General features: G+C 66.4%; 19 protein-coding genes, 2 tRNA genes and 1 CRISPR repeat array (1 of these 22 cut by a window edge). Of the genes, 12 read left to right on the top strand and 9 right to left on the bottom strand.

Annotated features, from left to right (window positions below):
- Nucleotides 1-390: a CRISPR direct-repeat array (repeat unit 37 nt; unit sequence GTTGAGATTCTCGCCGGACCCGGAGGTCCGGCGCTGC) (it extends 82 nt beyond the left edge of the window).
- A 1,309-nt stretch (nucleotides 391-1,699) separates the two neighbouring features.
- Nucleotides 1,700-3,469, top strand: a complete 1,770-nt coding sequence (locus tag AC3EO7_RS27510; RefSeq protein ID WP_488186290.1) for a recombinase family protein — start codon at nucleotides 1,700-1,702, stop codon at nucleotides 3,467-3,469.
- Here AC3EO7_RS27510 and AC3EO7_RS27515 read toward each other — a convergent pair.
- Nucleotides 3,451-3,535: transfer RNA gene (locus tag AC3EO7_RS27515), tRNA-Leu, on the bottom strand. The two genes, AC3EO7_RS27510 and AC3EO7_RS27515, sit on opposite strands and share 19 nt — an antisense overlap.
- Before the next feature lie 97 nt (nucleotides 3,536-3,632).
- Nucleotides 3,633-4,502: an NAD(P)-dependent oxidoreductase gene (locus AC3EO7_RS27520; RefSeq protein WP_435592796.1), complete on the bottom strand. Its 870-nt coding sequence runs from the start codon at nucleotides 4,500-4,502 to the stop codon at nucleotides 3,633-3,635.
- Between the two features lie 141 nt (nucleotides 4,503-4,643).
- Between AC3EO7_RS27520 and AC3EO7_RS27525 the strand changes: the two genes are divergently transcribed.
- The 4 genes from AC3EO7_RS27525 (at nucleotide 4,644) to AC3EO7_RS27540 (ending at nucleotide 8,976) form a co-directional block, all read left to right on the top strand.
- Complete coding sequence (locus AC3EO7_RS27525; RefSeq protein WP_435592797.1) at nucleotides 4,644-5,000, top strand: winged helix-turn-helix transcriptional regulator; 357 nt, start codon at nucleotides 4,644-4,646, stop codon at nucleotides 4,998-5,000.
- Nucleotides 5,001-5,090: 90 nt separating this feature from the next.
- Nucleotides 5,091-5,175 (top strand) — tRNA-Leu (locus AC3EO7_RS27530).
- 327 nt (nucleotides 5,176-5,502) lie between these two features.
- On the top strand, nucleotides 5,503-7,311 hold the full coding sequence (locus AC3EO7_RS27535; protein WP_435592798.1) for a serine/threonine-protein kinase PknD: 1,809 nt from the start codon (nucleotides 5,503-5,505) through the stop codon (nucleotides 7,309-7,311).
- A gap of 141 nt (nucleotides 7,312-7,452) precedes the next feature.
- Complete coding sequence (locus AC3EO7_RS27540; protein ID WP_435592799.1) at nucleotides 7,453-8,976, top strand: FAD-binding oxidoreductase; 1,524 nt, start codon at nucleotides 7,453-7,455, stop codon at nucleotides 8,974-8,976.
- Nucleotides 8,977-9,050: 74 nt separating this feature from the next.
- On the opposite strand, the gene AC3EO7_RS27545 is transcribed toward AC3EO7_RS27540, so the two are convergent.
- Nucleotides 9,051-9,902 carry an AraC family transcriptional regulator gene (locus AC3EO7_RS27545; RefSeq protein ID WP_435592800.1) on the bottom strand — a complete coding sequence of 284 codons (852 nt, stop codon included), beginning with the start codon at nucleotides 9,900-9,902 and terminating at the stop codon, nucleotides 9,051-9,053.
- A 141-nt stretch (nucleotides 9,903-10,043) separates the two neighbouring features.
- Between AC3EO7_RS27545 and AC3EO7_RS27550 the strand changes: the two genes are divergently transcribed.
- The 3 genes from AC3EO7_RS27550 (at nucleotide 10,044) to AC3EO7_RS27560 (ending at nucleotide 14,472) form a co-directional block, all read left to right on the top strand.
- Nucleotides 10,044-10,589, top strand: coding sequence for a carboxymuconolactone decarboxylase family protein (locus tag AC3EO7_RS27550; protein WP_431972000.1), 546 nt, complete (start codon nucleotides 10,044-10,046; stop codon nucleotides 10,587-10,589).
- Between the two features lie 418 nt (nucleotides 10,590-11,007).
- Nucleotides 11,008-11,691 (top strand): maleylpyruvate isomerase N-terminal domain-containing protein, encoded by a 684-nt coding sequence (locus tag AC3EO7_RS27555; protein ID WP_435592801.1) that lies wholly within the window; start codon nucleotides 11,008-11,010, stop codon nucleotides 11,689-11,691.
- A gap of 150 nt (nucleotides 11,692-11,841) precedes the next feature.
- Nucleotides 11,842-14,472 (top strand): AAA family ATPase, encoded by a 2,631-nt coding sequence (locus tag AC3EO7_RS27560; protein WP_435592802.1) that lies wholly within the window; start codon nucleotides 11,842-11,844, stop codon nucleotides 14,470-14,472.
- Here AC3EO7_RS27560 and AC3EO7_RS27565 read toward each other — a convergent pair.
- Genes AC3EO7_RS27565 through AC3EO7_RS27575 form a run of 3 tightly spaced genes read right to left on the bottom strand, consistent with a single transcriptional unit; the run spans nucleotide 14,469 to nucleotide 16,507 of the window.
- Nucleotides 14,469-14,882, bottom strand: a complete 414-nt coding sequence (locus AC3EO7_RS27565; protein ID WP_435592803.1) for an ester cyclase — start codon at nucleotides 14,880-14,882, stop codon at nucleotides 14,469-14,471. The two genes, AC3EO7_RS27560 and AC3EO7_RS27565, sit on opposite strands and share 4 nt — an antisense overlap.
- Before the next feature lie 42 nt (nucleotides 14,883-14,924).
- Entirely contained in the window at nucleotides 14,925-15,341 is a 417-nt protein-coding gene (locus AC3EO7_RS27570; RefSeq protein WP_435592804.1) for a Dabb family protein, read from the bottom strand.
- Entirely contained in the window at nucleotides 15,338-16,507 is a 1,170-nt protein-coding gene (locus AC3EO7_RS27575; protein WP_431971995.1) for an MFS transporter, read from the bottom strand. Before AC3EO7_RS27575 ends, AC3EO7_RS27570 begins: the two co-directional genes overlap by 4 nt.
- A gap of 236 nt (nucleotides 16,508-16,743) precedes the next feature.
- Here AC3EO7_RS27575 and AC3EO7_RS27580 point away from each other — a divergent pair, with 236 nt between their 5' ends.
- The 3 genes from AC3EO7_RS27580 (at nucleotide 16,744) to AC3EO7_RS27590 (ending at nucleotide 19,062) form a co-directional block, all read left to right on the top strand.
- Nucleotides 16,744-17,313: a TetR/AcrR family transcriptional regulator gene (locus tag AC3EO7_RS27580; protein WP_435592805.1), complete on the top strand. Its 570-nt coding sequence runs from the start codon at nucleotides 16,744-16,746 to the stop codon at nucleotides 17,311-17,313.
- Between the two features lie 97 nt (nucleotides 17,314-17,410).
- Entirely contained in the window at nucleotides 17,411-18,448 is a 1,038-nt protein-coding gene (locus tag AC3EO7_RS27585) for a medium chain dehydrogenase/reductase family protein (RefSeq protein WP_435592806.1), read from the top strand.
- 35 nt (nucleotides 18,449-18,483) lie between these two features.
- Nucleotides 18,484-19,062 (top strand): ABC transporter permease, encoded by a 579-nt coding sequence (locus tag AC3EO7_RS27590; RefSeq protein WP_435592807.1) that lies wholly within the window; start codon nucleotides 18,484-18,486, stop codon nucleotides 19,060-19,062.
- A 169-nt stretch (nucleotides 19,063-19,231) separates the two neighbouring features.
- Here the strand turns inward: AC3EO7_RS27590 and AC3EO7_RS27595 are convergent, their stop codons facing one another.
- Nucleotides 19,232-21,067: a hypothetical protein gene (locus tag AC3EO7_RS27595; protein WP_435592808.1), complete on the bottom strand. Its 1,836-nt coding sequence runs from the start codon at nucleotides 21,065-21,067 to the stop codon at nucleotides 19,232-19,234.
- 65 nt (nucleotides 21,068-21,132) lie between these two features.
- Nucleotides 21,133-22,461 carry an IPT/TIG domain-containing protein gene (locus tag AC3EO7_RS27600; protein WP_435592809.1) on the bottom strand — a complete coding sequence of 443 codons (1,329 nt, stop codon included), beginning with the start codon at nucleotides 22,459-22,461 and terminating at the stop codon, nucleotides 21,133-21,135.
- A gap of 151 nt (nucleotides 22,462-22,612) precedes the next feature.
- On the opposite strand from AC3EO7_RS27600, the gene AC3EO7_RS27605 reads away from it, so the two are divergent.
- Nucleotides 22,613-23,806, top strand: coding sequence for an IS110 family RNA-guided transposase (locus tag AC3EO7_RS27605; protein ID WP_435592810.1), 1,194 nt, complete (start codon nucleotides 22,613-22,615; stop codon nucleotides 23,804-23,806).
- 15 nt (nucleotides 23,807-23,821) lie between these two features.
- Here the strand turns inward: AC3EO7_RS27605 and AC3EO7_RS27610 are convergent, their stop codons facing one another.
- Nucleotides 23,822-25,855 (bottom strand): hypothetical protein, encoded by a 2,034-nt coding sequence (locus AC3EO7_RS27610; RefSeq protein ID WP_435592811.1) that lies wholly within the window; start codon nucleotides 25,853-25,855, stop codon nucleotides 23,822-23,824.

The following is a 25,855-nucleotide window of genomic DNA, read 5'->3' on the forward strand; positions in this document are numbered from 1 at the left end:
TCTCGCCGGACCCGGAGGTCCGGCGCTGCGGGCAGGCCAATACCTCAGTGATGCCACGGGCGCTGTTGAGATTCTCGCCGGACCCGGAGGTCCGGCGCTGCCGGTACGCCCGAGTGGACTGCCCGGCGGGAAGAGGTTGAGATTCTCGCCGGACCCGTAGGTCCGGCGCTGCCGGCGCGAGGAACGCATCATCGCGCGGACCGCCGGGACCGTTGAGATTCTCGCCGGACCCGGAGGTCCGGCGCTGCTCGCCGAACCGGGCAGCACGCAGCTGCCGAGCGCGTTGAGATTCTCGCCGGACCCGGAGGTCCGGCGCTGCATAGAGGCCGGTCGGAGAAAACTGCGTCCAACGTGTTGAGATTCTCGCCGGACCCGGAGGTCCGGCGCTGCCCTGGATGAGCTGCAGTTATGCTCCGCGAGACAGTACACCGACCGATGCACCACAACTCGCGGACGCAATCCGCCCACGTCGCCACTTCGGAACCCCCCGGCGATTTCTGTTGCACCCCAGGTTCCGAACCGAACACACAACCCCGGAACAACCACTCCATCACCACCTGGCAACCGTGTGCTTCAAAGCCTAGACGGCCCCCTAGACCAACCCCGCATCCCTCGCTCGGTTCGCCGCAGTTGCCAACGGCTACCTCGCGTTGCCGTCGGAATCTATTGGTGGATGGGATTTACGGGCTGACCGTACCGTCGATGCGGCTTGCCAAGGCATGAATGTGCGACCTGCGGACGCGGGCCGCGGACCACGCAGTCACCCGAGGAGAGGATGGAGGTGTAATCTCGCTCGGCATGAACACATTCGCGTTGCAAGCGTGCAGCGCGCCGTGGACTCTTACAGATGCAGTAACGTAAAGAACCGCGTTTCGACCTCCTCGCTGCGTCCTACTTCACTTCCTGCGTTACAACCCCAATCACGCAGCTAGGACGCGTTCCGGCCCGCAAACTGGGCCGAGTCCCCATAAGTAAGGGGCTTTCCTTCCGCCTAGACAGCGGACACTTCGTTTAACCGGCCAGCAGCCCGAGCCAATACGCCCGCCGAGCGCCCAAGGTGTCCACCGGCACTTACCCGCGAGGCCACCGGGCGGTCGATGGCATCCGCACAGCGGATGGTTCCCCCCGGCTGATCGAGGCGTGGACGTCGCCGCAATGCGATCTGGAGCAAGGTCTGCCCCGGAGCTCACCGACTGAACAGCAGTGACAGCACCGCAGCAGATCGTGGTTGGGACACACTAAGTTTGACGGTCGCTTCTGCTATCGGGGTCGCATCGCAGTCGCCATCACTAGCACAGAAGCAGAAAATGAGGTTTCATGTAGGTGGGTGAATCAGGCTAGACGGGCCAGAATGTGGTGTCCCATGCCTTCGATTCATAACAAGCGGTTTGTCGCTCACTTCGGCAACATCACGCCAGATGCCCGGAATGCCGATCGCATATGCGCCCCGGACTTCGACCGTCCTCATCAGTCACATCGAAACGTCGATGACCAACCAGCCCAAGGGACTACCAAGTCGACCGGCTTTCGACTCGCCGCGCTGGCCCTACCCTGTGGCCGTGAGCGCTGAAGCCGATGGTTGCGCATCCGTCTCGTAGACGCCCCACTGGATCAATCGAGGTCGTCTGCCCAGACGATCCCCCTGAGTTGTCCCCTGCCGCAGCTAGGCTGCTGCTTCAGCTGCTTCTTCGACATGCCCGTGACGGTTCTGGTGAGAGGAAGAAAGACGATGCCGACCGAACCCAACGAATGGGCCGTACTCGACGAACTTCTCGGGCTCGCCCCCGAAACCGTTGAGCCGAGTACGGATCAGCGCTTCGCCTTCTACGGACGATGCTCCACAGAGGACAACCAAGACCCCGAAACCTCATATCGGTGGCAGCGCGGCAACGCCGAGAAGTTCGTCGCCGACGGCTCGATCATCGAGGACTACTTCGACGTGGGCCAGTCGCGCTCGGTGCCGTGGCACCGCCGCGAGGAGGCCGCGCGGCTGCTGTCGGACCTGAAGAGTCACACCCGAGGCTGGTCGGCGATCGTGGTTGGCGAGGGAACACGCTGCTGGTTCGGCAATCAGTTCAGCCTTGTAGCACCGCGCATTCAAGCGCACGGGGTCGAAGTGTGGGTCCCGGAGCTAGGTGGACGCTTCGATCCACGCAACGTGACGCACTCGATGATGATGAGCATGCTCGGCGGCCTGAGCGAGTCCGAACGCCAACACGTCCAACAGCGCACCCGAGCCAGCATGGACGCACAAGTCCTCAACGAAGGCCGCCACCAAGGAGGCCGAGCACCCTACGGATACATGGTCGTCGACGGTCCACCGCATCCGAATCCCAATCGCGCATCCGACGGCCTCAGACTGCGGATCCTGTCACTCGACGTGGCCACCGCGCCTGTGGTCCAACGAATCTTCCGCGACTACATCGCCGGCCGAGGCGACAAGGCCATCGCCCACGAACTCAACCGCCAAGCGATCCCTTGCCCCTCCGCACATCGGCCTGAGCAGAACCGGCACCGATCCCAAGACGGCTGGCAAGCCAGCACCGTCTCCGCGATCTTGCAGAACCCTCGCTACACCGGCTACGCCATCTTCGGGCGCTGGAACAAACACGAAGAACTCCTCGATCCCGACGATGTCGCCGCAGGCCACATCACCCGCCTACGCCGCTCCCCCAACCACCGCATCATCCGATCCAAGAAACCCGCGCACCCGGCCATCGTCTCGGTCGAGACCTTCACCGAAGCCCAACTCATCCGCAGACGCAGGGCCAGCACAGGCATCGGCGCCCGCGGTCGCCTGGAGCGCACGAGGAGACCTTCGCCGCGCGAATATCTGCTGCGCGGATTGCTGCGCTGCGATGCGTGCGGCCGCAAGATGCAGGCCGAAGTGGTCAGTGGGACCGTCTACTATCGCTGCCGCGCCAAGACCCTGGCCCCCGCCAGCCCTGTCCTGGCTGAGCACCCGCCCTCGGTCAACCTGCGCGAGGACCACCTCGTCGCACCGATCGACCGCTGGCTGGCCACCCTGTTCCATCGGACCCACCGCGACCGCACCATCGCCAGCCTGCTCGCGGCCCAGGACGACAACGACCACGACACACACCGCGCGCTTCTTCGCCGCCGTATCGCCGACGCCGACGCCAAGCTCGAACGCCACCTCGCCGCCATCGAAGCAGGAGTAGATCCCCAAGTCCTCGTCGCCGCGATGAACACCGCCCACGCCGACAGAGCCGCAGCCCAAACAGAGCTAAAGAACCTGCCCACCATCCCCCGACTCACCGAGACCGAGATACGCCAGCTCATCGACTCCCTCGGCGATATTTCAGCTGTCCTCGCCGCAGGTGCCCGATCTGACAAAGCCGACCTCTACCAGGCCCTCCACCTCTACATACGGTATCGGCCCCGACAGCAGCTCGCTGCTGTCGGGGCCGACTTTGGGTTTAGCACAGGTGTCCGGAGGGGGACTTGAACCCCCACGCCCGATAAAGGGCACTAGCACCTCAAGCTAGCGCGTCTGCCATTCCGCCACCCGGACCGGTGGTGCTCAGCAAGGTTAACGGATGCGGCGGCTGGGACCAAATCGCGGTACAAACCGCAGGCCACCGGGCAGGTTCGGGCTGTCGGGGGTGGGGTCAGCGGAGCTCTTCGAAGGTGCGCTCGAAGGCGAGCGCACCGTGGCCGTCGGCGACCTGGCGGTCGATCAGATTCTTGATCGGACCGACCACATCGAGCGCGACGCCGGCGTCGCGGCTGGCGCGCGCGATGGCGTCGAGCGCGGCTTTGTGGAAGGCCAGGTGCTGCACGTCGGTGGCGTAGTCGCCGCCGTCGATGATCCGGCCGTATTCCGGCAGGAGCTGGGCCATCGCCGTGATCCACGCGGTCGCACGTTCGGCGAACGCGGAAGCCGAGGCTCCGGTGGAGCGCACCAGTGCCGCGCCGTGAAAGAAACCGGCGAACATCGCGTACATGTTCGACAGCAGCGCGAAATCCCAGGTGGACGCGAGACCCGCGTCGTCACCGAAATAGTCTGCGGCGGCGGCGGATTCGAGCAACTCGCGGTTGTCGTCGAAGACCTTGCGCGATCCGCTGTACAGAATGGCCGCGCCGGGCTGTCCGATCATCGGCGGCACCGCCATGATGCCGCCGTCGAGGTAGTCGATGCCGTGCCGTTCGGCCCACCGGGCCAGCTCGCGCGCTTCCTCCGGCGCGGTGCTGGTCAGGTTGATCACCTGTTTGCGGGACAGCCGGTCCGCGACCGGATCGAGCGCGGCATGCACCGACGCGTGGTCGAGCAGTACGACCACGATCACCTCCCCCGCCCGTACGGCCTCGTCCACGGTGGCCGCGGCGACCGCGCCTGCCGCGACGAGGTCGGCGTCCTTGCCCGGGGTCCGGTTCCAGACGGTGGTGGGCCGACCGGTCTTCAGGAAGGCCGACGCCAGGGCCTGGCCCATCGCGCCGAGACCGAGAACCGTCACCGAGGTCTGCTGGATTTCCGCCATCGCGGGTCAACTCCTTGGGTTGGAATCGTTGTGGTCAGCGCGCTGGAATCAACACTGCTCGAGTGACGTTGGGTCGACAAGTACCTACTATTCGGTCGGGTACTTACCAACACGTGTGTGAGCAGCTAGCGAGGTTCGGCGATGGGCGCAAAGAGATCGGGACCATACTTCTGCGGCATCGACGCGGCCATGGACGTGATCGGCGGCAAGTGGAAAGCGCTGATCCTCTGGGAGCTCGAGGTGAACGGCGTGCGCCGCTTCGGCGAGCTGCGCCGCGGTCTGCCCGGCGTCTCGGAGAAGATGCTCATCCAACAGCTGCGCGAGCTCGAGGAGGATGGCATCGTCACCCGCGAGATCTTCCCGGACATCCCGCCGCGCGTGGAATACCAACTCACCGCGCTGGGTTCGACCCTCAACCGCGCACTCGAACCGCTCGGCGCCTGGGGTCGCGACCGCATCGATCGCATCGGCGCCGACCGCGTCCACATCCCGGCCTGACCTGCCGATTTGGCGATCGGCCCACCCATCCCTTTATGATCATGATCCGTTGGCGACGCCAAGTCGCCACGGACACAACAGAACACACCGGTCCGGGTGGCGGAATGGCAGACGCGCTAGCTTGAGGTGCTAGTGCCCTTTATCGGGCGTGGGGGTTCAAGTCCCCCTTCGGACACAGACAGTACGTCAAGCTGTGGTCGTGGGTTCGCCTCCGCCGTGACTTGTTCCAGCTTGCTCGTCGAACATCTGCGGCCAGTGCGGATCGTAGGGCACGAGAACAATCGGTTCGAGCTGTGGTGGCTTGCCGTGGACCTGGGCAGCGGCCGTTTGCTGCGGGGTGCCGCGCGGCCGCCGAGCGACCTTGGGTACACCGACGATAGCGTTCGACTATTGAGCATCTGGCCTGGCTGAATCGACTAGTGTGGACCTATCCGCTCGCGGGTGCGGGTTGGATTGCAACCGAGTACGCCGTTAGCCAGACGAGTGGTCACGGGACGGCACAATGGACGACATACCAATGGGTGGCGGGGACACCGCCCGGGCGTCGGGGCCAGCGGTGACGTTCGGGCGCTATCGGCTGTTATCGGTGCTGGGTCAGGGCGGTATGGGCCAGGTGTGGCGGGCGCATGATTCGCTGACCAACCGGGTGGTGGCGCTCAAGTTGTTGCCCGAGCGCTACGCCGATGACGAGCAGCTGCGCGAGCGGTTCCGCCGGGAGTGCCGGGCGGTGGCGCAGTTGACCGAACCGCATGTGATCCCCATCCACGACTTCGGCGACATCGACGGTCGGCTCTATCTGAATATGCGCTTGATCGAGGGCACCGACCTGCGCAAGGTGATCACGCAAGAAGGGGCCTTGTCGCCGCAGCGGGCAGTGGCGATCGTCGCGCAGGTGGCCGGCGCGCTGCAGGCGGCCCACGACGCCGGGCTGGTCCACCGCGATGTCAAACCCACCAATATCCTGCTGGGGGCCGATGAGTTCGCGTCCCTGATCGACTTCGGGATCGCCCACGCCGCCGACGACCGTACGCTGACCGCGACCGGCGAGACGATCGGCACCGTCGCCTACATGGCGCCGGAGGAGATCGACGCGGAGGTCAAGGCCGATGCCCGTGTGGACGTGTACGCGTTGACGTGTGTGTTGTATGAGTGCCTGACCGGTCGGCCGCCGTTTGCGAGCACATTGGGGATGCAGGGTGTGATCGCCCATCACCTGCACACCCCGCCGCCGTGTCCCAGCACCACTACACCTGATGTACCGACTGCGTTCGATGCCATCATCGCCAAGGGGATGGCCAAGAATCCCGACGATCGTTACCAGACCGTGCGCGAGCTGGCCGCGGCGGCCCGCGCCGCGGTGGGCGATTCCGCGGTCGACACCACCGGGGGCGTGGCTGCGCGCCGTGGGCGGCGAATCAGATTGTCGCCCAAGACCGCCGGGCTGCTCGCCGCCGCGGTCGCGGTCGTGGTGGTGTCCGTCGTGGCTGTCGTCCTCGGTGTCCAACGGGAATCAGGCGGCGGTGGTCAGTCGCCCACATCTATCGCCTCGGGTTACTCGTCACAGATCCCGCTGCCGTTTACCGGCGTCAGCCTGCCCACCGGTGTGGCGGTCGACACTGCGGGCAACATATACGTCACCGACATGGGTAGCGATCGGGTGCTGAAATTGGCCGCTGGCGCGTCGACGCCGACCCCGCTGCCGTTCACCGGCCTGAAGAATCCTCAGGATGTGGCGGTCGACCCGGCGGGCAACATATACGTCAGCGACACGAGTAACGATCGGGTGCTGAAATTGGCGGCCGGCGCGGCGACGCCGACCCCGCTGCCGTTCACCGGCCTGAAGGATCCCCACGGTGTGGCGGTCGACGGGGCGGGAGATGTATACGTCGCCGACCGGGGTAATGATCGGGTGCTGAAATTGGCGGCCGGCGCGGCGACGCCGACCCCGCTGCCGTTGACGGGGCTCCAAGGTCCCGATGGTGTGGCAGTCGACCCGGCGGGCAACGTGTACGTCACCGAATTGGGTACCGAGCAGGTGAAGATGTTGGCGGCGGGCGCGTCGGCATCGACCATGTTGCCGTTCACCGGGCTAAAAGATCCCCAGGCCTTGGCGGTCGACACGGCGGGAGACGTGTACGTCGTCGACTGGGGTAACAAATCGGTGGTGATGTTGGCGGCCGGCGCGTCGACGCCGACCCCGCTGCCGTTCACCGGTCTGCAGAATCCCCAGGGTGTGGCGGTCGACTCGGCAGGCGACGTATACATCACCGATCTAGGCCCCGATCCGGTGGTGAAACTCCCGGCTAGCTGAACCCGGCCTACCACGATCGCAGCAGTGCCGCGATCGAGAACGCAGTGCGGGGGTCGACCACAGGACTGCCCGGCGGCCAGCGGGTAAGGAGTTCCCCTGGCAGCCCGGTACTGGGGTAGATCGATGGAGAGGATCTGAACCTTGAGCGATCTTTCTCGCCGTGACCTGCTCAGGACGTCGGCTGCCGCTGGCGTTGGAGCAGTCGTCGTCTCGGGCCTCACGGCCGCAGACACGCCGGATATTGCGGACGCAAGCTCCCCGGGAATCGAGGCCGCGGACCACCCGAGCAAAAGCCCGGGATGCCCGCCCGCGACGCTGACCGGCCACATCGTCCGCCCGGGTGACGCGTCGTACACGGATGCGCGACTCGGCTGGGACCAGCTCTTTTCTCACTATCCGCTGGTCATCGCCTTCGCACAGGAAACCCAGGACGTGGTGAACGCCCTGACGTGGGCGCGGCAGCACGACATCGCGCTGCGGGTGCGGAGCGGCCGCCACGCCCTCGAAGGCTGGTCGAACGTCGACAACGGCGTCGTAATCGACGTCAGCCAGCTGAAGTCGGTCCAGATCGACCCTGGCGCTCGTATCGCGACGGTCGGTGCCGGGCTGAACCAACTGGAAGCGGTGACGACGCTCGCGAAGCAGAACTTTGCGGTCACAACCGGGAGCGAGGGCAGCGTGAGCCTGTGTGGCGCGACGCTCGGCGGTGGCCTCGGGCCCCTCAACCGCTGGCTCGGCATGGCCTGCGACAGCCTGATGGCGGCCGAGGTCGTCGTCCCGTCGGGTCACGACTGTGCCGAGGTGATCAACGCGGACGTACAGCACCACTCGGACCTGTTCTGGGCGCTTCGCGGGGCGGGAAACGGCAACTTCGGGATCGTCACACAACTCACCTATAAGGTGCATCCGCTCGAGCATCTCGCCTCTGTGCAGGCGGTATGGGATGGACTCGGGGACCTGTACGGGGTCTTCGAAGCGTGGCAGCGTGCGGTACCGTCTGCCGACAGCCGTCTGGGATCCGAGCTCGAGATCCACAAGTCCCAGATCCTGCTGTCCGCGTGGCTTGTGAACGGGGCAGCGGCACAGGCCAGAGAGATGCTGGCTCCGATCCTGTCGGTCGGCACGCCCGATGTCACGGTGCAGGTCGGTAACTGGGGCGATATCTTCGCGGGAGCCCAGGTCCCGCTCGCGCAAGAGCCCGCGAATTGGAAGTTCTTCTCGGAGTTCGTCGAAGAGCGGTTCCCGAAGAAGGCGATCGACATCATCGGCGACTTCATGCGAAACGCTCCCACAGAGGAGAGCAACTACTTCGTCGATGCCTTCGGCGGGGCGATCAAGGGGGAGCCCCCCGGCGGCACGGCGTTCGCGCATCGCGACGCGCTTTTCTACGGCGAGATCGGCGCGGCCTGGGGGACTCGTTCGACACAACCAGGCGTCGGCGACCCGCTGACCTCGCAGGCCCAGGCATGGACCGCTGAGTTCAGCCAGGCGCTGCGGCCATACGTGGACGGCGCCTACGTCAACGTGCCGAACGTCGGAATGCAAGAGTGGGAGACCGCCTACTGGGGGAGCCAGCGCTTCGAGCGGCTGCGCAGGATCAAGGCGAAGTACGACCCCCACAACGTCTTCCAGTACGAGCAGAGCATCCCGCCCGCGTCACACTGATCTGCGAATTTCCGCAGTAGGAGCATCATTGGTGTGCCGACTGCAGAGTGGCGGCGCCGATGTCCGACGCCGACTCAGAGTGCGGTAGCCAGCCATGCGCGCGGTGAGCATCCCAGTCTTTGTGTGAAAGCCCGCGAGAACGCCGGTGGGTTGGCGTAGCCGAGTTCCGTGGCGATGCGAGCAATCGAGGCACCGGCGCGAAGCCGATCCTGGGCGACCGTGATCCTCCATCCGGTCAGGTACTCGGCGGGTGACTGGCCCACCATCTCTTTGAAACGGGCGGCGAAGGAACTGCGGGACATGCGTGCTTCCTGCGCCATTGTGGCGAGCGTCCAGGCCCGCCCAGGTGACTCGTGGATGGCGACGAGTGTACGGGCGAGGCGTTCGTCGGCGAGCCCTGTCAGCAGGCCGGTGGGCAGGGCGAGCTCGTCGACGTGGTCGAGAATCCAGCGGAAGAGCTGGATGAGGACGACTTCGAAGAGCCGATCGGCCAGCAGTCGTTGGCCGCATCGCAGATCGTCGATCTCGGCGAACAGTAGATCGAGTGCTGGTTCGAGGGTGCTGACGGCGTCCAGTGGGAGCACGATCACGGGCGGGAGCGTGCGTACGAGGGGGTGGGTCGGGCCGCCGTCGAAGTCGAGTGTTGCGCAGGCGAAGTCGGAGTCCTCGGTGGGTGCGTTGTGGAAGGCGTGTTCCAGCGGGCGTGGGTAGAACAGCAGGCTGGGCTTGTCGATCCGTCGCTTTTCCAGCCGACCGCTGACGCCTCGGTGTGTCACTTCCATCTCACCGTGCCGGAGCACGTGGAGGAAGCCTCGTCCCGGTTGTGCGTCGAAGGTCGTCACGCCGCACAACGGTCCGGTATGGAACAGGCGGGTCCGCACCCGGAACCGTTCGAGCAGAGGCGAGAGCCGGTCGAGGGAGGACACGGTTCAAGTGTGCCGGACGATATGGTACGAATTCAAGATGATATGTATTAATTCGTCCAGCTGATCCTGACAGTCTGAGGGTGCGTCGCCCGCCGGGAACCTGCGGGAGTCGTCATTGGAAACACGACTGAAGGAATGCCCATGTCTCTTGTCCCCCTTGCCGAGCGTGAGTCCGCGACCGGAACCGTCGAGGACCAGCTCGATCAGATCCATGCCGCGTTCGGCACCGTGCCCGCGATGTTCCGAGCCGTCGCGAACTCGCCTGCCGCTCTGACGAGCATGTGGGCTTCGTTCCGCGCCTTCGGCGGCGGCGCTCTCGGGCCGGCGCTCGGCGAGCAGATCGCCGTCGCCGTCGCCAACCGCAACTCGTGCGAGTATTGCCTGGCCGCGCACACCGCTCTCGGACGCAAGGCCGGGGTGAGCCGTGCGGCGCTGGAGGCCGCGCAGACCGGCCACTCCGATGACCCTCGCACGGCCGCACTCCTAGGCTTCGCGCTGAAACTGGTGGAGAGGCGCGGCCAGGTCACGGCAGAGGAAGTGCAGGCGCTGCGTGATCAGGGTTGGAGCGATGAGCACATCGTCGAGGTCATCGGGCAGGTCGCGCTCAACCTGTTCACCAACTACATCAATATCGCCCTCGCAGTCCCGGTCGACTTCCCCACGGTCGGCCTGCGGCGGGCCGACTGATGTTCGACGTCGACCGGAAGTGTCATCCCGCCGACGTCATAGCGCGATGACAGCCCTGATCAGTGCGGCGATCAGCGCGACGTGCCAAAGAGAGGCGCTGGCGTCGTAGATCGTTCCGCGGCGGGCGCGCATCCACTCGGACGTGCGCCCGCCTCCTCGGGACTCGCAACCAGCCCGACCGCCCCAGCGGTCCGGGAGTCCCCACCGCCAGGAATCCCGCCTGATCCAAACCGCCGTCGCCGCCTGCCGCGTCGAAACGTCGTGTGGCCGAGACCATGTGGGCCGCGAGGATCGGGCCGGCCCGCGACGAAGATGAGGGCTTCGCGGGCGAAGATGAGAAGGGTGAACTGCCCAGGCGATAGTTGTGCAATGACCAGGAGCACTGTTGATCATGAATGCTGACCGGCCTCGCGCTGCCATGTCCGACACGACCGGTGAAGATGGTGTGCCGCAGGCTTTCCGTGCGGAGAGCTCTCGATTGTGCGAGGTGCTCGGGGAACTGACCGAGGCGCAATTCGCGCTGGCGACTCCGTGCCCGCCATGGAATGTCGCCGAATTGGCGGTGCACATCACCTCCGCTGTTGCCCGTGTCCCCGCGGGGCTCGCCGCGCCCGCGCCACCTCGAGCGGATATCGCCGCCGCCGACTACTACCGGTCGGCGATCTTCGACGATGCTGCCAATGCCGAGCGGGTGCGCATGGCCCAACGCGACACCGCCGCTTATCCGAACGCGGCCGCGATCACCGCGGCATTCGACGACACTTGGCGACGAACCGACACGGCGATATCGGGGCAACCCGCCGATCGCCTGATCACCACCCGATGGGGCGACGGGATGTTGTTGAGCGAGTTCATGATCACCCGCGTTGTCGAACTGGTGCTGCACGGCCTCGACATGGCCATCGCACTCGGCGAGTCGGCATGGACTACACACGAAGCCGCCGCGGTCGTGGGCGATTTCTTGCAGATCGAGCCCGCCGCTACCCATCTGGGTTGGGGCCGCCGGACGGCGTTGGCCAAAGCCAGCGGCCGCGCCGCGCTGTCCACCAGAGAGTCAGCCGAACTCGCGCGCCTGAACATCACCTGGAGACGGTTCGGCTAGTTGTATGAGGTTGTGACGGAATCACATTCGCTCAGCGAGCGCCGGTGGTTTCGTCGTGTGCGTAATGGTCGAGCCCCCTTCGGGCGCCAGTATTGAACACAGGATCGTCCCCGACGACAGACAGCTGCGGTGTCGAGTAGGTTGCGCGCTGTGCAGAATGGTTCGGCGTTGGTCGGTAGACAGGACGAGATCGGCCGACTGGAGGGGCTGACGCGCTCGGCTGCCGCGGGCCGGGGCGGGGTGCTGGTACTGCGGGGAGAAGCGGGCATCGGCAAGAGCGCCCTGCTCGAGCAGATCGGCCGAGCGCCTGGGTTTCTCGTGCTGCAGGCATCGGGGTCGGAGTTCGAATCCGAGTTGCCGTTCGCTGCACTGCACCAGCTGTGCGTGCCGGTGTTGGGGCGGGTGGACGAGATGCCGGAGCCCCTGCGAGTTGCGTTCGGCCAGGCCACCGGCACGCCGCAGATGTTTCGTATCGGGTTGGCGGTCCTGGAGTTGATCGGCGGGGCTGCGCGTAATCGCCCGGTGCTGTGTGTGATCGACGACGCGCATTGGCTCGATGATGCATCGACCAAGGCGTTGATGTTTCTTGCCCGCCGGATCGCTTCGGAACCGGTCGCGATGGTCCTCGCGGCTCGCCAGGGGCTCGATGAGCTTCCCGGTGTGGAACTGGAGGGTCTGACCGACGACGAGGCGCGTGGGCTGCTGCAGTCCACGCTCGATTCTCGGGTGCGTGACCGGATCCTCGCCGAGGCGCGCGGTAACCCGCTGGCGCTGCTGGAGTTGCCGCGCACCGATGGATTCGCTCTCCCCCAGACGTCGTCGGTGGCGAACCGGGTGGAGCGTGGATTCCAGGCCAGGTTGGCGGCATTGCCTGCCGCGGTGCAGTTACTGCTGACACTCGCCAGTGCCGAGCCGACCGGCGACCCCGCCCTGTTGTGGGCGGCGGCCCGCGAACTCGGCATCGATGTCGATGTGAGCAGCGCTGCGGAAGTGTCGGGCCTGATCGAATTCGGCACGCGGGTGCGGTTCTGTCATCCGCTGGCGAGGTCGGCTGTCTACCGGGCTGCTGACGCAACGGAATTGCATACGGTGCACCGAGCGCTCGCTGAGGTAACCCATCCGGTCACCGACGCCGACCGCCGCGCCTGGCACCGAGCTCATGCCGGTGCCGGGCCGAACGAAGCCGTTGCCGCTGAACTGGAAGCATCCGCGTCCCGGGCTCAGGCCCGGTGCGGCGTCGCGGCCGCAGCAGCGTTCCTCGAACGCGCCGCAGCACTGTCGCTGGACCCTGCCAAACGCACAGGGCGCGCACTCACGGCCGTGCGGGTCACGCTGGAAGCAGGCGCTGTCGAAGCAGCCTCGGATCTGCTGACCACCGTGGACACCGGCGGCTTGGACGACGGGGTGCTCGCGCGAGTCGATTTGTTGCGCGGGCAGATCGCGTTCAGCCGGCACGGCGACGGGGACGGCCCGCGTTTCATGCTCCGTGCCGCGCAGCGGCTGGCCGCTTTGGATCCGGCATGGTCGCGCGACTGCTACCTCGACGCGCTGGAAATGGCGTTGGCAGTCGGCCGCGCCAGCGGGGTGATGGACTCGGTGATACGTGAAGCAGGTTCTGCCCCACAGTCTCCGGCACCGCCGGACATCCTCGACGCGCTGCTCATGCTGACCACCCAGGGGCACCGGGCGGCGGCGCCCTTACTGCGGTCGGTCGTCACCGATGTCGGCGCGTTCGCTGCCCGTCCCGCACTGGCCACGATGGTCGCGGCCGAACTGTGGGACATCGACGCGCACAACGTGATCACCGAGTGGATCATGAAAACCGGTCGTGGTTCCGGCGCGCCGGTCATGCTGCGGCTCGGCCTTGCCCAGGTGGCTTCCGGCGCCGTGCACACCGGCGACTTCGCTGTGGCGATGTCGGCGATCGCGGAAGAGGAAGCGATCGCCGACGCCGCCGGCGCGCCACCGATGATGTATCCGCGGCTGCATTTGGCCGCCGTCCGCGGCCGTCGGCAGGAAGCGCGCGAACTCTTCGATGCGGCCGCAGCGGCGGCTGACGCGCGCGGCGCCGGGCAGCTCATCGCCAACATCCACTGGGCCCAGTCGGTCCTGGGCAACGGTCTGGCCGACTATCCGGCGGCGCTGGCCGCCGCTCAGCAGGCCGCAGCCGGTGGTGACCTGTTCCTCGCGGGCATCGCCCTGCCGGAACTGATCGAGGCGGCGGTACACTGCGGCCGCAACACCGAAGCCGAGGCCGCGCTGGCGGCACTGACCGAACGCACCCAGCCGAGCGGCACGGTGTGGGCTGCTGGAGTCACCGCGTGCGCCCGCGCCCTCGTCACCGGGGACGAACCGGCATATCTGGAAGCCATCGAGATCTTCGACGGAACCCGGCTAGCGCCGTACCTTGCTCGGACCGAGCTGCTGTACGGGGAATGGTTGCGCCGCCAGAACCGCAGGCTGGATGCACGCCAACGGCTCCGCAGTGCGCACAACCGGCTGTCGGAGTTGGGGATGGAAGCGTTCGCCTGTCGTGCCGCGGACGAACTGCGGGCCACCGGAGCCCAGGCAGGCAGCCGTTCCACCCGCACTCACGACGAGCTGACCATGCAGGAGGTGCACATCGCGCGGCTCGTGGCCGCCGGTGCGACGACCAAAGAGGTCGCCGACCGGCTCTTCCTCAGCCCTCGCACGATCGATGCCCACCTGCGCAATATCTTCCGCAAGCTGGGCATCACCTCCCGCAGACAGCTGCGGGAGGTACCCGACCTGAAGCTCTAGGAAATGCCCAGCTGCTGGACAACCCACATGCTGTCGGCGTTGGCCCAGTACTCACCGATCAGGTTGTCGGTCACCTTCAGGATGTCGGTGCCGAAGAACTCGATCGGAGTCGGTCCGGGCGCCGCACCGGGCAAACCGGACTGATAGGTCCCGCGACCGAGCCAACGCAGCACCAGGTAGGGATCGTCGACCAGTGGCCCGACCTGAACGGTGAAGCGGAGGTCGGGGACAGCTGCCCGGATGCCACCGACCCAGGTCTCGAGGTTGTCGCGGCCGGCAGCGTCTGCGGGAGGTCCACCCAGCAACGGTGCCGCATGGGAGACGAAATCCGGGTGGACGGTGCCTTCGATCAGTGACAGGTCACCGTTCCATATGTCGGTCCAGGCTTGGGCGATCTTGTCGTAGGACATTGTTCTGGTCCTCCTTCGTTCGGTCAGGGGTCGGTGGCGGGGCTATTCGCCGTGCTGGCCGGGGGCGGCGCTGCCGCTGTACTCGCCGAGCTCGGAGACGAGCTTGCTGATGTCGGGCATGGTGTCGTAGCGGCGCTGGTGCAGCTCGGCGATCTTGTCGGCCAGCTGCGGGTCCTCGTCGTCGGTGATGTCGAACGACACGAACTTGTCCACCAGGGGCAGCCCGACCCGGTCGGTGTTGAGGTGGGCCGGATGCACGAGGTACTCCCAGTAGCCCTCGAGGTCCTCGATGGCGAACACCGCGCCGTAGTGGTATTCGCCGCCGTAGTCGGGGCCGACGACGAAGGACTTCACCGACGGGATGACCCGGCCTTGGTTGCGCAGGCTCTCGAGCGCCTCTTCGACCTGTTCGGGGGTGGCGGAGGGCTTGATGGTGAATCGGTTGCCGTGGTAGATCATGCGACTTTCCTGTTCTTGTTCTGTTGCAGGGCGAACAGCGCGGCCAGGGCCGCGCCCACGGTCATCGCGACACCGCTGAGAGCGAAAGTGTCAGCGACGCCGATGGTCTGGATGAGTGGTTGCACGGCCAGCGGTGACAGGAACTGGCCGAGGAAGATCCCGGTGACGAGTCCGCTGAGGACTTGGCCGCGCCGCTCCGGGGCTGCCAGGTCGGCAAGGCGCAGGTTCAGGTTGGGCACAACGAGGCCGACGCCGATGCCGCCGACGAGCAGTCCGGCCACGATCAGCGCGACAGATCCCGCGGTGCCGATCACCAGCCAGCCCAGCCCCAGCAGGCCGATGCTGGTGGTGGTGATGGTGGTGGGTGTGAGCCTGCCGCGCAGGGCCGGAAAGGCCAGCGCACCCACGACGCCGGTCAGTGTGCTCCCGGCGACCACGATTCCGGTGACCGCGGGGCCGACGTGGAAATCGGTGAGCAGGAACGGCAATTGGGTCGGTGCCATGTAGAACGCGAGTGTCGCGACCAGGGCGAGTGCGTAGATTCCGTAGATGCGCAACGACTTCCGCGCCGCGCCGGACGCCGCGGTGGGTGTGGCGGCGCGGGCGGGCTCACCGATCGTCAGCACGGCGAACGGCAGGATCAGTGCGGACACGGCGTAGATCCAGAACGGCAATTTCCAGTCCAGGCCGGCCAGCACACCGGCCAGTGGCAAGAACACCACTCCGCCGAAGCTCGCCGCCGCCTGCTGCATCCCGAGGAACGAGGCACGCCGTGGTCCGTCGAACCAGTCGGTGATCAACGCACTGACCGCGGTCATGATCCCGCCGACTGCGACGCCGAGCAGCGCCCGGGTGGCCAGCAGCACGGCCAGATCGGAGACGAAATAGCCTGCGGTGCCCGCCACCGCGTAGAGCGCCAAGCTGCCGATGAGCAACGGTCGCCGCCCGACGCGGTCGGCGACGGTGCCGCTCAGCGGAGCACTGATGGCGATCGCCAGCGACGTGACCGTCAGGGCCAGCCTGACCATGACATCCGCCGTGTCGAAGACCTCGGTCATCGCGGGCAGACTCGGCGCGATGATGGCCGCGGCCATGATGGTCAGCGTGGCCGCGGCCAGCAGCGTCGCCTGGGCCACCCGCGGGGGTGCGTGCCGGGCGGTGGTCATCGTTCCTCCTCGTCGTTCGGTGACGAGAGGGAGACTTCCAGTGGCACAGTATGTTTCGCGTCGGCGAGAATTACCTATTCGCATCGCGGGAATCGCGTAGGTGGTTTTCACCGACACGAGTGACCGACCTGCCGAATTCGTCTACGCCCGAGCGGTAGAGGTGTACGCCCACAACGGAATCGGGGTTTCGTGCCTGTGGCTGGACATCATCCGAGAGTGAGTGTACAGTCACTCACATGACGAAGCCCGGTGCCACCCTCTCGACCTCGGATGCTCGACGCGACGTGGTGATCGACGCGGCGATCGCGGAATTCGCCCGTGCCGGATTTCACGGCACGCCGATCAGCGCGGTAGCCACCAAGGCGGGGATCTCGCAGGCTTATGTGTTCAAGCTGTTCCCCGGCAAAACCACACTGTTCGTCGCAGCCCTGGATCGCTGCTTCGAGCTCGTCGAGAAGGCGCTGTCGGCCGGGGCCGCCCGCGCCGAAGGGGTGAGCCCGGAGCAGATCCTGCACGAGATGGGTGGCGCCTATGCCGAACTGATCGGCGACAAGAACCTGTTGATGCTGCAGGTGCACGCCCAGTCCGCTGCCGATATCCCCGAGGTCGCCGACGCGATGCGCCGCGGCCTGGCCCGCACGACGCGCTTCGCCAAACAACGATCCGACGCCACCGACGAACAGGTGCAGCGTTTCATGGCCTACGGCCAGCTCTGCCACCTCATCACCACGCTAGGGCTGGACGGCGACACCAGCGACTGGGCCGCCCTGCTGACCGTCGGCATCCGCCACCCGGCTGCCCGCTGAGCCGGCGGGACCACGCAACGACCACCCTGCCCCTTCGGGGGCATTTCTTTGACAGTCAAAGTGAGTGAACAGTCACTCATAATAAGGAGGTTCCACCATGTCCACCGTCTACGCCACCGAGATCGTTCTCCCCGGCACCGTCGATCCCGACGGCCTGCTCGTCACTACACGTGAATTGCCCGCGCCCGCCGCCGGGCAGGTGCTCGTCACGGTGCAGGCATCCGGCGTTTCCTTCGCCGAGCAGCAAATGCGGCGGGGCAAGTACTACGACCAGCCGCCGTTCCCGTTCGTGCCCGGCTACGACCTGGTCGGCATCGTCGCCGCGGCGGGTGCGTCGGTCGACCCCGCGCTGATCGGACAGCGGGTCGCCGCGCTGACCAAGATCGGGGGCTGGTCCAGTCACATCCTGCTCGACGCCGCGGACGTTGTCCCCGTGCCCGCCGGTCTGGGCGCCGCCGAAGCGGAAACCCTGGTGGTGAATGGGATTACGGCCTGGCAGATGCTGCACCGCACCGCTGCGGTGCCCCGTGGTGCGACGATTCTGGTCCACGGCGCCAACGGGGGCGTCGGCTCGACACTGGTCCAGCTGGCCCGTGCGGCGGGGATCCGAGTCCTGGGCACGGCATCGCCGCGCAACCGCGCCGCGGTCGAGGCGCTCGGCGCGAGCTGGATCGACTACCGCGGCGACGTGGCCGCCGAGGTACGGGCGCTGGCCCCGGGCGGGGTCGATGCCGTGTTCGACCATGTCGGCGGCTCCGGCATCGTGGACTCGTTTGGACTGCTCGCCCCGGGCGGCACCCTCGTCTCCTATGGCACCGCCTCGACTCGTGATGTCGCGGGAGACTCGCGCCTGCCGGTGCTGAAGCTGTTCGCCAGGCTGCTGTGGTGGAACGCGCTGCCCAACCGCCGCCATGCCCACTTCTTCAACATCTGGGCGGGCAAGCGCAATGCCGGCCGCTTCCGTCACCGGATCGCCGAAGACCTGGGATCGGTGTTCGCGCTCGCCGTGCAAGGAACAGTGCGTCCACAGGTCGCCGCCCGCATTCCGCTGACCGAAGCCGCCCGTGCGCTGACACTGGCCGAATCCGGCACGGTCACCGGCAAGGTCGTGCTCGTTCCCGCCCTCGAAGCCTGAAAACCGTCTTCGTTCAACATCATTGGAGAACTGTCATGTCCCACCTCATCGCGGCGTCCGCGCGCACCATCCTGGACAACCGCTCCTCCTATCTGAGCTTCGGCGCGGCCTGGCTCGTCGGCCACGGCGCCTTCGCCCTGGCCCACGGCGACGACCCGCTCGTCGACCTGCCCGGTCCTGTGCCGATGCTGTTGCTGGGAGGGGGTCTGCTCGCGGCGTTGGCCATCACCGGCGCCGCCGCCGGGCGGGCACGTCGCACTGCCACGGCCGACCCCCTTGTCTCCGGCCTGCTCGCTGCGTCGTGGGTGATCGGCTTCGGCGCGCTCTTCGTCGTCATCACAGCGCTGAGTTCGGTCATCGGCGACCCGGCGATCCAGACTCTGCTCTGGCCCACCGGTTCCGGTGTGGTTGTCGGTCTGCTCTACCTCGCTGGCGGCGTCGCCTACCGCGATGTCCTGCAGTACTCCCTCGGCGCGTGGCTCGCTCTCGTGTCGGGCGCCGCGTTGTTCTTCCACGGCGCCAACCTGTATTGGCTGCTGGCACTGGCGGGCGGAGGCAGCTACCTGCTCGCCGCGGCCCTCGAGCCGCGCCGCTTGGCAGCCGCGCACGCCTGATCACACGCCGATTGCCGCATCAGGAGGGCTGCTTCGAACGTCATCGTCCGAAGCAGCGCTCCTTCGCGCTGTCCCCCTTCTCCGCGGACGGCGGCCGCAGCGGCGGTCTAGCCAGACACGTAATGCGCGAGTCCGACTTCGGCGTCGGAGTTGCCGAGGTCGTAGGCGGCTACGAGGTTGCCGTCGAGTCTCCCGAATCGTGCACGCCGCGACGGAAGGCCCGGATCACCTGCTCGGCCTGGCGTGGATGCCGCTTGACCAGCCCCTCGTTACGCCGGTAGAGGACGTGGCGGGTAACGTCGTGCCCGAATGCCTCCGGATTCAGGAAGTATCCCTTCTCTTCCTCCGGCTTCTCCTGTTCGACCTGCAGGGCGTTGGCCCGGGCCCACGCGTCGTCTCGGATGCCGGTCAGCTGCCAGGAGACCTTCAGGCCGGCGATTCCGCCCGCGATCGTAAAGGCATTGGCGGCGACCTCTTTCGCGATATACACCGGTTCTGACTGTCCGATGCAGGTCAGCTGATACCGGAAATCCACGTTGAGGGCGCAGAACCAATTCGGCAGCTCGACCTCGGCGGTGCCGTCGTCGTCGAGGACGACATTTCCTGAGTAGACATTGCATCGTTCATCGGATTCGACGCAGACGTGGGTGAGCGTCTTGTTCTCCGGATCGGTCGGGCTGTCGATGACGAAGCGTTTGTCGTTTCCGGTGGTGAGCACGCCGGTCACATGGACATCGCCGCCCAATGTCGAAGGGCCGCTGGCGAATAGGGCGGTCTTGCCGCTGGCGAATACGCCGATTGCGTTCTTGCTGATCGCACATACCGCATTCGCAGTCGCGGACTTGGGATCGCCCGCGGGCTTGTCATTGTTGACCGAGAGTAGGCTGTGCGGAATGCTGACCGTCCCGGTTTGGCCGTCGATCATGAACCGCGACTGCCAGCCGGTGGTGTTCTCCTTCGTGGTGCTCCACACCTCGAAGCGCGGCTTACCACCCTTGTCGTCCATCTCGATGGTGACCGCCTCGCGGTTGGGATTCGGAAATTCCCACTTGTCGTTGGTGTTGTTGTGGTGAGCGTTGTAGCTCAGGCTGCTCCAGCCCTTGCTGCCGCTGAGGTAGAGCTCGTTCTGGCGGATACCGCGGACCCTCGCGACATGCAATGCGTGGGTCGGATCGGTGACACCCACCCCCAGTCTATTGCCGACGGTGAGCCCACCGGACATTTCGACATCGCCGCCGAAGGAACCGGTGCCGTCGACTTCCAGGGCACCCTCTGTCTTGATGTCCCCGACCGCATCCAGGACACCCTTCGTCGTGATATTCCCGTCGGCCCCGAGCGCACCGGTGGTCGTGACATCGCCGGTGAAGGAACCAGCCCCGGCAACCAGCGGACCGGTGACGTTGACGTTCCCACCGAAGGTCCCCGCACCACTGATCCCGAGCCCACCGGTGGTCGTGACGTCACCGCCGAAGGAACCTGTGCCGGTGACCCCCAGAGCACCCTCAGTCTTGATATCCCCGACCGCATCCAGAACACCTTTTGCGGTGATGTTCTCGGCAACCAGCGCACCGGTGGTCGTGACATCGCCGCTGAAGGCCCCTGCCCCGGCCTCGAACGTACCGGCCGCCCTGACGTTCTCGCCGAAGGTCCCCGAACCGGTCACCTCGAGCGCACCGGTCATGCGAACCGGACCCCGGAAATCCCCGGAGTGGCTGGGGCCGGCCAGAATTACTTCAGTGCCGCCCGCCGCGGGTCCGCTCTGGGCGTGCACCGCGGTCCCGCTGGAGCTGACGGCGTCGACCGCGGTGCCCTGCAGGCTGACGCCGCGGATCGCGGCGGCATTCGCATCGACGGAGTGGCCGAAGACCCCGCTTCCGGTAGCACTGCTGCCGATGATGCCGTCACCGTCGCCGCTGTCGCCCCACACCCCGAAGGTTCTCTGCGGATTCTGCAGTCCGGGGTCGAAGCCGCTGCTCGTCGAATCCTGTCCTATCAGTGATGTCATGACTAACTCCTCTGCGCTCGATTAACGAACTATCGCTGCTGATTTCACAATTCCGCTGGTCCCGGCTAGGCGCTGATGGCACGGAAAAACTGGCTGCTCACGATGCTGCCGCCCGCCGTTGTCACCGTGATGCGGACATCACGGGGCTGTCCAGCGGTCACCAGACTCGGCGGCACCATCACCTCGATCTGCGTATCGGACGGGGTACCGATCACCGACGCGTCGGTCGTGTCGAACTTCACGGTGACCGGCGCCCAGCCGAAATTGGTTCCTGTAATGCGGATGCTTTGGCCCACAGGACCATTGGGCGGGAACGGCGGGGTGCCGAAGGCCGGTATCGGCACCACCTTGGCCGCCCGGAAGGTCTCCTCGCTGACCACCGAGCCACCCTTGGTATGCACCGCGATCTTTACGTCGACGAATGCTGTTCCGGTCGGCACCAATTCGGCCGGAACTCGGGCTTGCAGCTGGGTTGCCGACGCCGTGGTCGGCACGACAGAACGATCACCGAACAGCACCCTGACATTTGCCACACCCCCGACGGTGAAATTGGTGCCGTTGATGGTGGTCAGCTGATTGATGATGCCCCGTGGCGGAGTGAATGCCGGGGTGGTGAACGCGGGCAAGGTCAGTATCTCCTCCAGCCGCGTGAGGCGACGCAGCAGATTGGACAGGCCGAGTCCGCGCTGGCGCAGGTCGGTGATCATCGACGGTTCGACGGTATCGACACCCCGCGGTCGGCGCAGCTGCGCGAGCGGGGAGAAATTGTGTCCCGCAGGTGGTTTCGGTAATGTGACGCCCTCGGCGACCCGGACCGTCCAGGCGGGCTTGAGCCGGATCGCAGTCTGCATGCCGACATCGAGCGCATTGCCCAGCTCCGGATCCGCCGTGGCATCCACATCGGTCAGGAAGACGTCCAGGTACACCGTGTCGTCCCGCGGATCAGTCTGTGCGGCACCGGGTGTCGTCAAGGCAGGCAGACCGGTCTGCTCGCTGTATCGGATCGATTGTTCGATGCTCGCCTCGACTCCCCCGACCAACAAAAAACCCGAACCCCCTTCGGCGGCGGCGATCCGGAAGTCCTGCCGGTTCTGGCCGCTGGGCATTGCCTGCACCGCGAACCCGTCGGCACCGGCCGCGACGCCGTCACCGATATACCGGGCGAACAGGTTGCGTAGCCCGGCGGCCAGTAGGTCGTGCAGCAAGTTGAGATCGCGGTCGAGGATCGGCACGCCCTGCTCGATGTGCAGGCCGACGTAGCCCTTCTGCAGATTGGACTGCAACAGTTCCAGCGGTGGCCGAGAGAAATCACTCATGGCTGCCCTACCTTTCTTCCTGGGTCGGTCGAGCCTGTAAAGTCCCGGCGGCCCAGGGGAACCGGGTGTGGCTTTCATGGTTGTGCCGGTTGTGGCTCCGGGAGCTTGGCCGCCCGGTTCCCCGCGACGACCCGGCTGCATATTGGGATGTGCGAGCGAATCGCTGTGTAGGGCAACGTCGGGGCGGTCGTCTGCGGCACGAAGTTCCAACAGGCTGATGGAGGTGGGCATGGCCCGGATCTGGGCTGGCGTGGATATCGGAAAGACCGACCACCACTGCGTGGTCATCGACACCGACGGCGAACGGCTGCTGTCGCGGCGGATTGCCAATGACGAACCCGAGCTGGTGAAACTCATCGGCGAGGTCGGCGGGCGGGCCGAGGACGTGATCTGGGCGATAGACCTCAACGACGGCGGTGCCGCCCTGCTGATCGGGTTGCTCCTCGGGCGGGAGCAGTCGCTGCTCTACCTGCCGGGCCGGACCTTGAACCGAGCCGCCGGCGGCTACCGCGGCGAGGGCAAGACCGACGCCCGAGACGCCGCGATCATCGCCGACCAGGCGCGCATGCGCCGGGATCTGCACCCGCTGCGTCCCGGTGATGAAATCACCGTGGAGCTCAAACTGCTCACCACCCGCCGCGCCGACCTCGTCGCCGACCGCACCCGGGTCATCAACCGGCTGCGCGGCCTGCTGACGGGGATCTTCCCGGCCCTGGAACGTGCCTTCGACAACCTCACCCTGGCCGGGCCGCTGATGCCGCTGTCGGGCTACCAGACTCCGGCCGCGCTGCGCCGCATCGGCGCAGCCCGGCTCGAATCCTGGTTGCGCACAAGGAAAATCAGAAATCCGGGCAAAATCGCCGCAGCCGCGGTCGAGGCCGCCCACCGCCAACACAGTGTCCTGCCCGGCGAGCAGTTGACCGCGACGATGGTCGCGGCGCTGGCCGAGGAGGTGATGGCCCTCAACGAGCGAATCAAAGACATCGACAAGCTCATCGAGGGCCGATTTCACCGCCACGAACTCGCCGAGGTAATCATCAGCCTGCCCGGCATCGGGACTCTGCTCGGCGCGGAGTTCCTCGCCGCCGCTGGCGGCGACATGGGCTTCTTCGGCACCCCGGACCGATTGGCCGGATTCGCCGGACTCGCCCCGGCCCCGTGGGATTCCGGGCGAATACGCGGGAACCTTCACCGGCCCAAGCGATATCACCGCGGCCTCAACCGCGTCTTCTACTACTCGGCGATGGTCAGCATCCGATGCTGCCCCCAATCGCGCCAGTTCTACGACAGGAAGCGTGCAGAAGGCAAGAAACACACCCAAGCCGTCCTCGCGCTGGCCCGCCGTCGAGTCAACGTTCTGTGGGCACTGATCCGTGAGAACCGCCCCTACGAGCCCCTGCCGCCCGTCGCCACAGCGGCCTGACCTCCTCACCGGAAGTCAACTTCCGGGCTTGACAATCTCATTGGGAAGCTCCTTGGCGATGACGGCGCGCGTGGTAACCGGCAGGAATTCACTCAGGACGCTGCGCAACCGGGATACGGCGAGGTCGATCTGCTCCGCCTCCGAGACCGTCGGGGTGAGGAAGAGTCCGACGGTGTCGCGGGCGATGCGGTTGTCGTCGGTGCGTATTCCGGCGGCGCCCGAATCGTTTGTGTAGGTTTGGAAATCCTCGAAACTGCCCAGCAGCGCGAGCTTTCCGCCGTTGCCGGTATCCACCGTGGTGGAGCCCGCGTAACGCTGGTCGAGAGTGTCGTCGAAGGCGCTGTCGGACACCGGCATTTCGCCGGGATGCAGGCTCGCATTCGACCGGAAGACCAGCGTCGCGCTCGGAACGGATCCGACGGCGGCCGGCGCGCGCTCGGAAAACGGGGTGGCGGTGACCCGCTCGACGGGCGCCCAGGTGAACGTGCCAACGTCGAGTACGCTACGGAAGATCGACCAGCCTCCCGCGCGGGTCGAGCTCCAGAACAGCTCGATCTCATTGCCCACCAATGCCGTCGGCGCGGGTTCGCGATCATGGAATTCTCCCGCACCGGCCCGCGGCAGTACGCGGATCGGTGACCAGTCCGCGACGGCGGGATCGAGGCTCTGCTTACTCCGATACGCCACCGTCCACCGCGTTCGACCGGCCGGTCCGCCCCGCTCCTGCCGAGCCCAGAACAGGAACAGCCGCCCGGCGCCGCTACTCGGGTGGAACAGCAGCACCGGATCGTCCTGCACCCGTGGCGGATTACCGGCATCCGGTGGCATGGTGGCCGGCTCGGCCAATTGCCATCGAGTGCCGTCGTGCCGGTTGTATCGGACCGACCAGCCGCTCGCGTCCCGCTCGAGCCAGCTCAGCCAGACCCCGCCCGCGTTGTCGGCCACCGCCGCGGGCAGTCTGGACTCGGTGTCCGGATCGCCGAAGAACTCCGCGGGCGACCACGTCCGATCCGTACGGATACTCGACGTGACCCGCCAGATCCCGTTTACCAAACCAGGTTTCGGATCGAAATACGTTTCCCAGAACAGCCATACCCGATCACCCTGCCGCGCTGCACTCGGGTGCCGATCGATGCCCGGCCGGTCCACGATCGGCTCGCTCGGCTGCCAGGCGCCATTCACGAAACGCTTGCCCCAGATATCCCAGCCGTGGCTGCGATAGGTGTGGAAAATCAACAGCCGGGAGTTGTCGAGCAGTGACACCATCACCGGGCGGCCCTCGTAGGCGTCGTTCACCGACAGCAGTGCTGGTGTGGCCCAGGTGCCGTCCGCCGCGCGCCGGGTGGACCAGAGGTTCAATCGTTCCGGTCGATTCGTCCGAGCCACATTGTGCACGAACTCCTTGGTGCGGTTCGGCCAGCCGGTCACCCGGGTAACGGTCGCGTCGAGCGCCGTAATCACGCCGTTGGTCCGATATAGCCACGGCGCGTGCCGAATCTCGGTGCGCTGCCGATCGATCGGGAGCCCGAAGTCGGTCCGCCACCCGATCCACTGGGCCAGCAGCGGCAGCAACGCGGCGTCGACACGATCGACCTCAGTCAGCCGCAATGCCGCCCGGGTCAGGCTGTAGAGCTGGTCGAATTGCGCGCCCGGCAGCTCGAGAAAGCGGCGCAGCCGATCGGTGCGCGCATCGTAGCGCCGGTAGATGGCGGGCAGCAGCTCGTAGATCTGATGCGCGAAGTCGTATCGGGCGGTCGCCGTGGCGCTGATCCGATTGCCCGAATCGGGTTCGAACCGTGCAGGTGTCCCGATGAAGGGGAACAGGGCGTAGTAGTACGTCCGCTCCCCATGCAACGCGGAATCGTGCGCCGCGCGTAGTCCGGCGCCCTCCGCCACCAGGACGCCGTCGTCCGGCGTCTGTGGATACCCGGTCGTCGCGCGGACCACCCGCACCCCGGCACCCGACGGCGCGGAGTCCGGGTAGTCCCAGCTCACGTCGATGCGATTGCCCGCGGGATCGGCGGTCGCGACGATTCGGACAAGGCGCAT

The sequence above is a fragment of the Nocardia sp. bgisy118 genome (assembly GCF_057708605.1).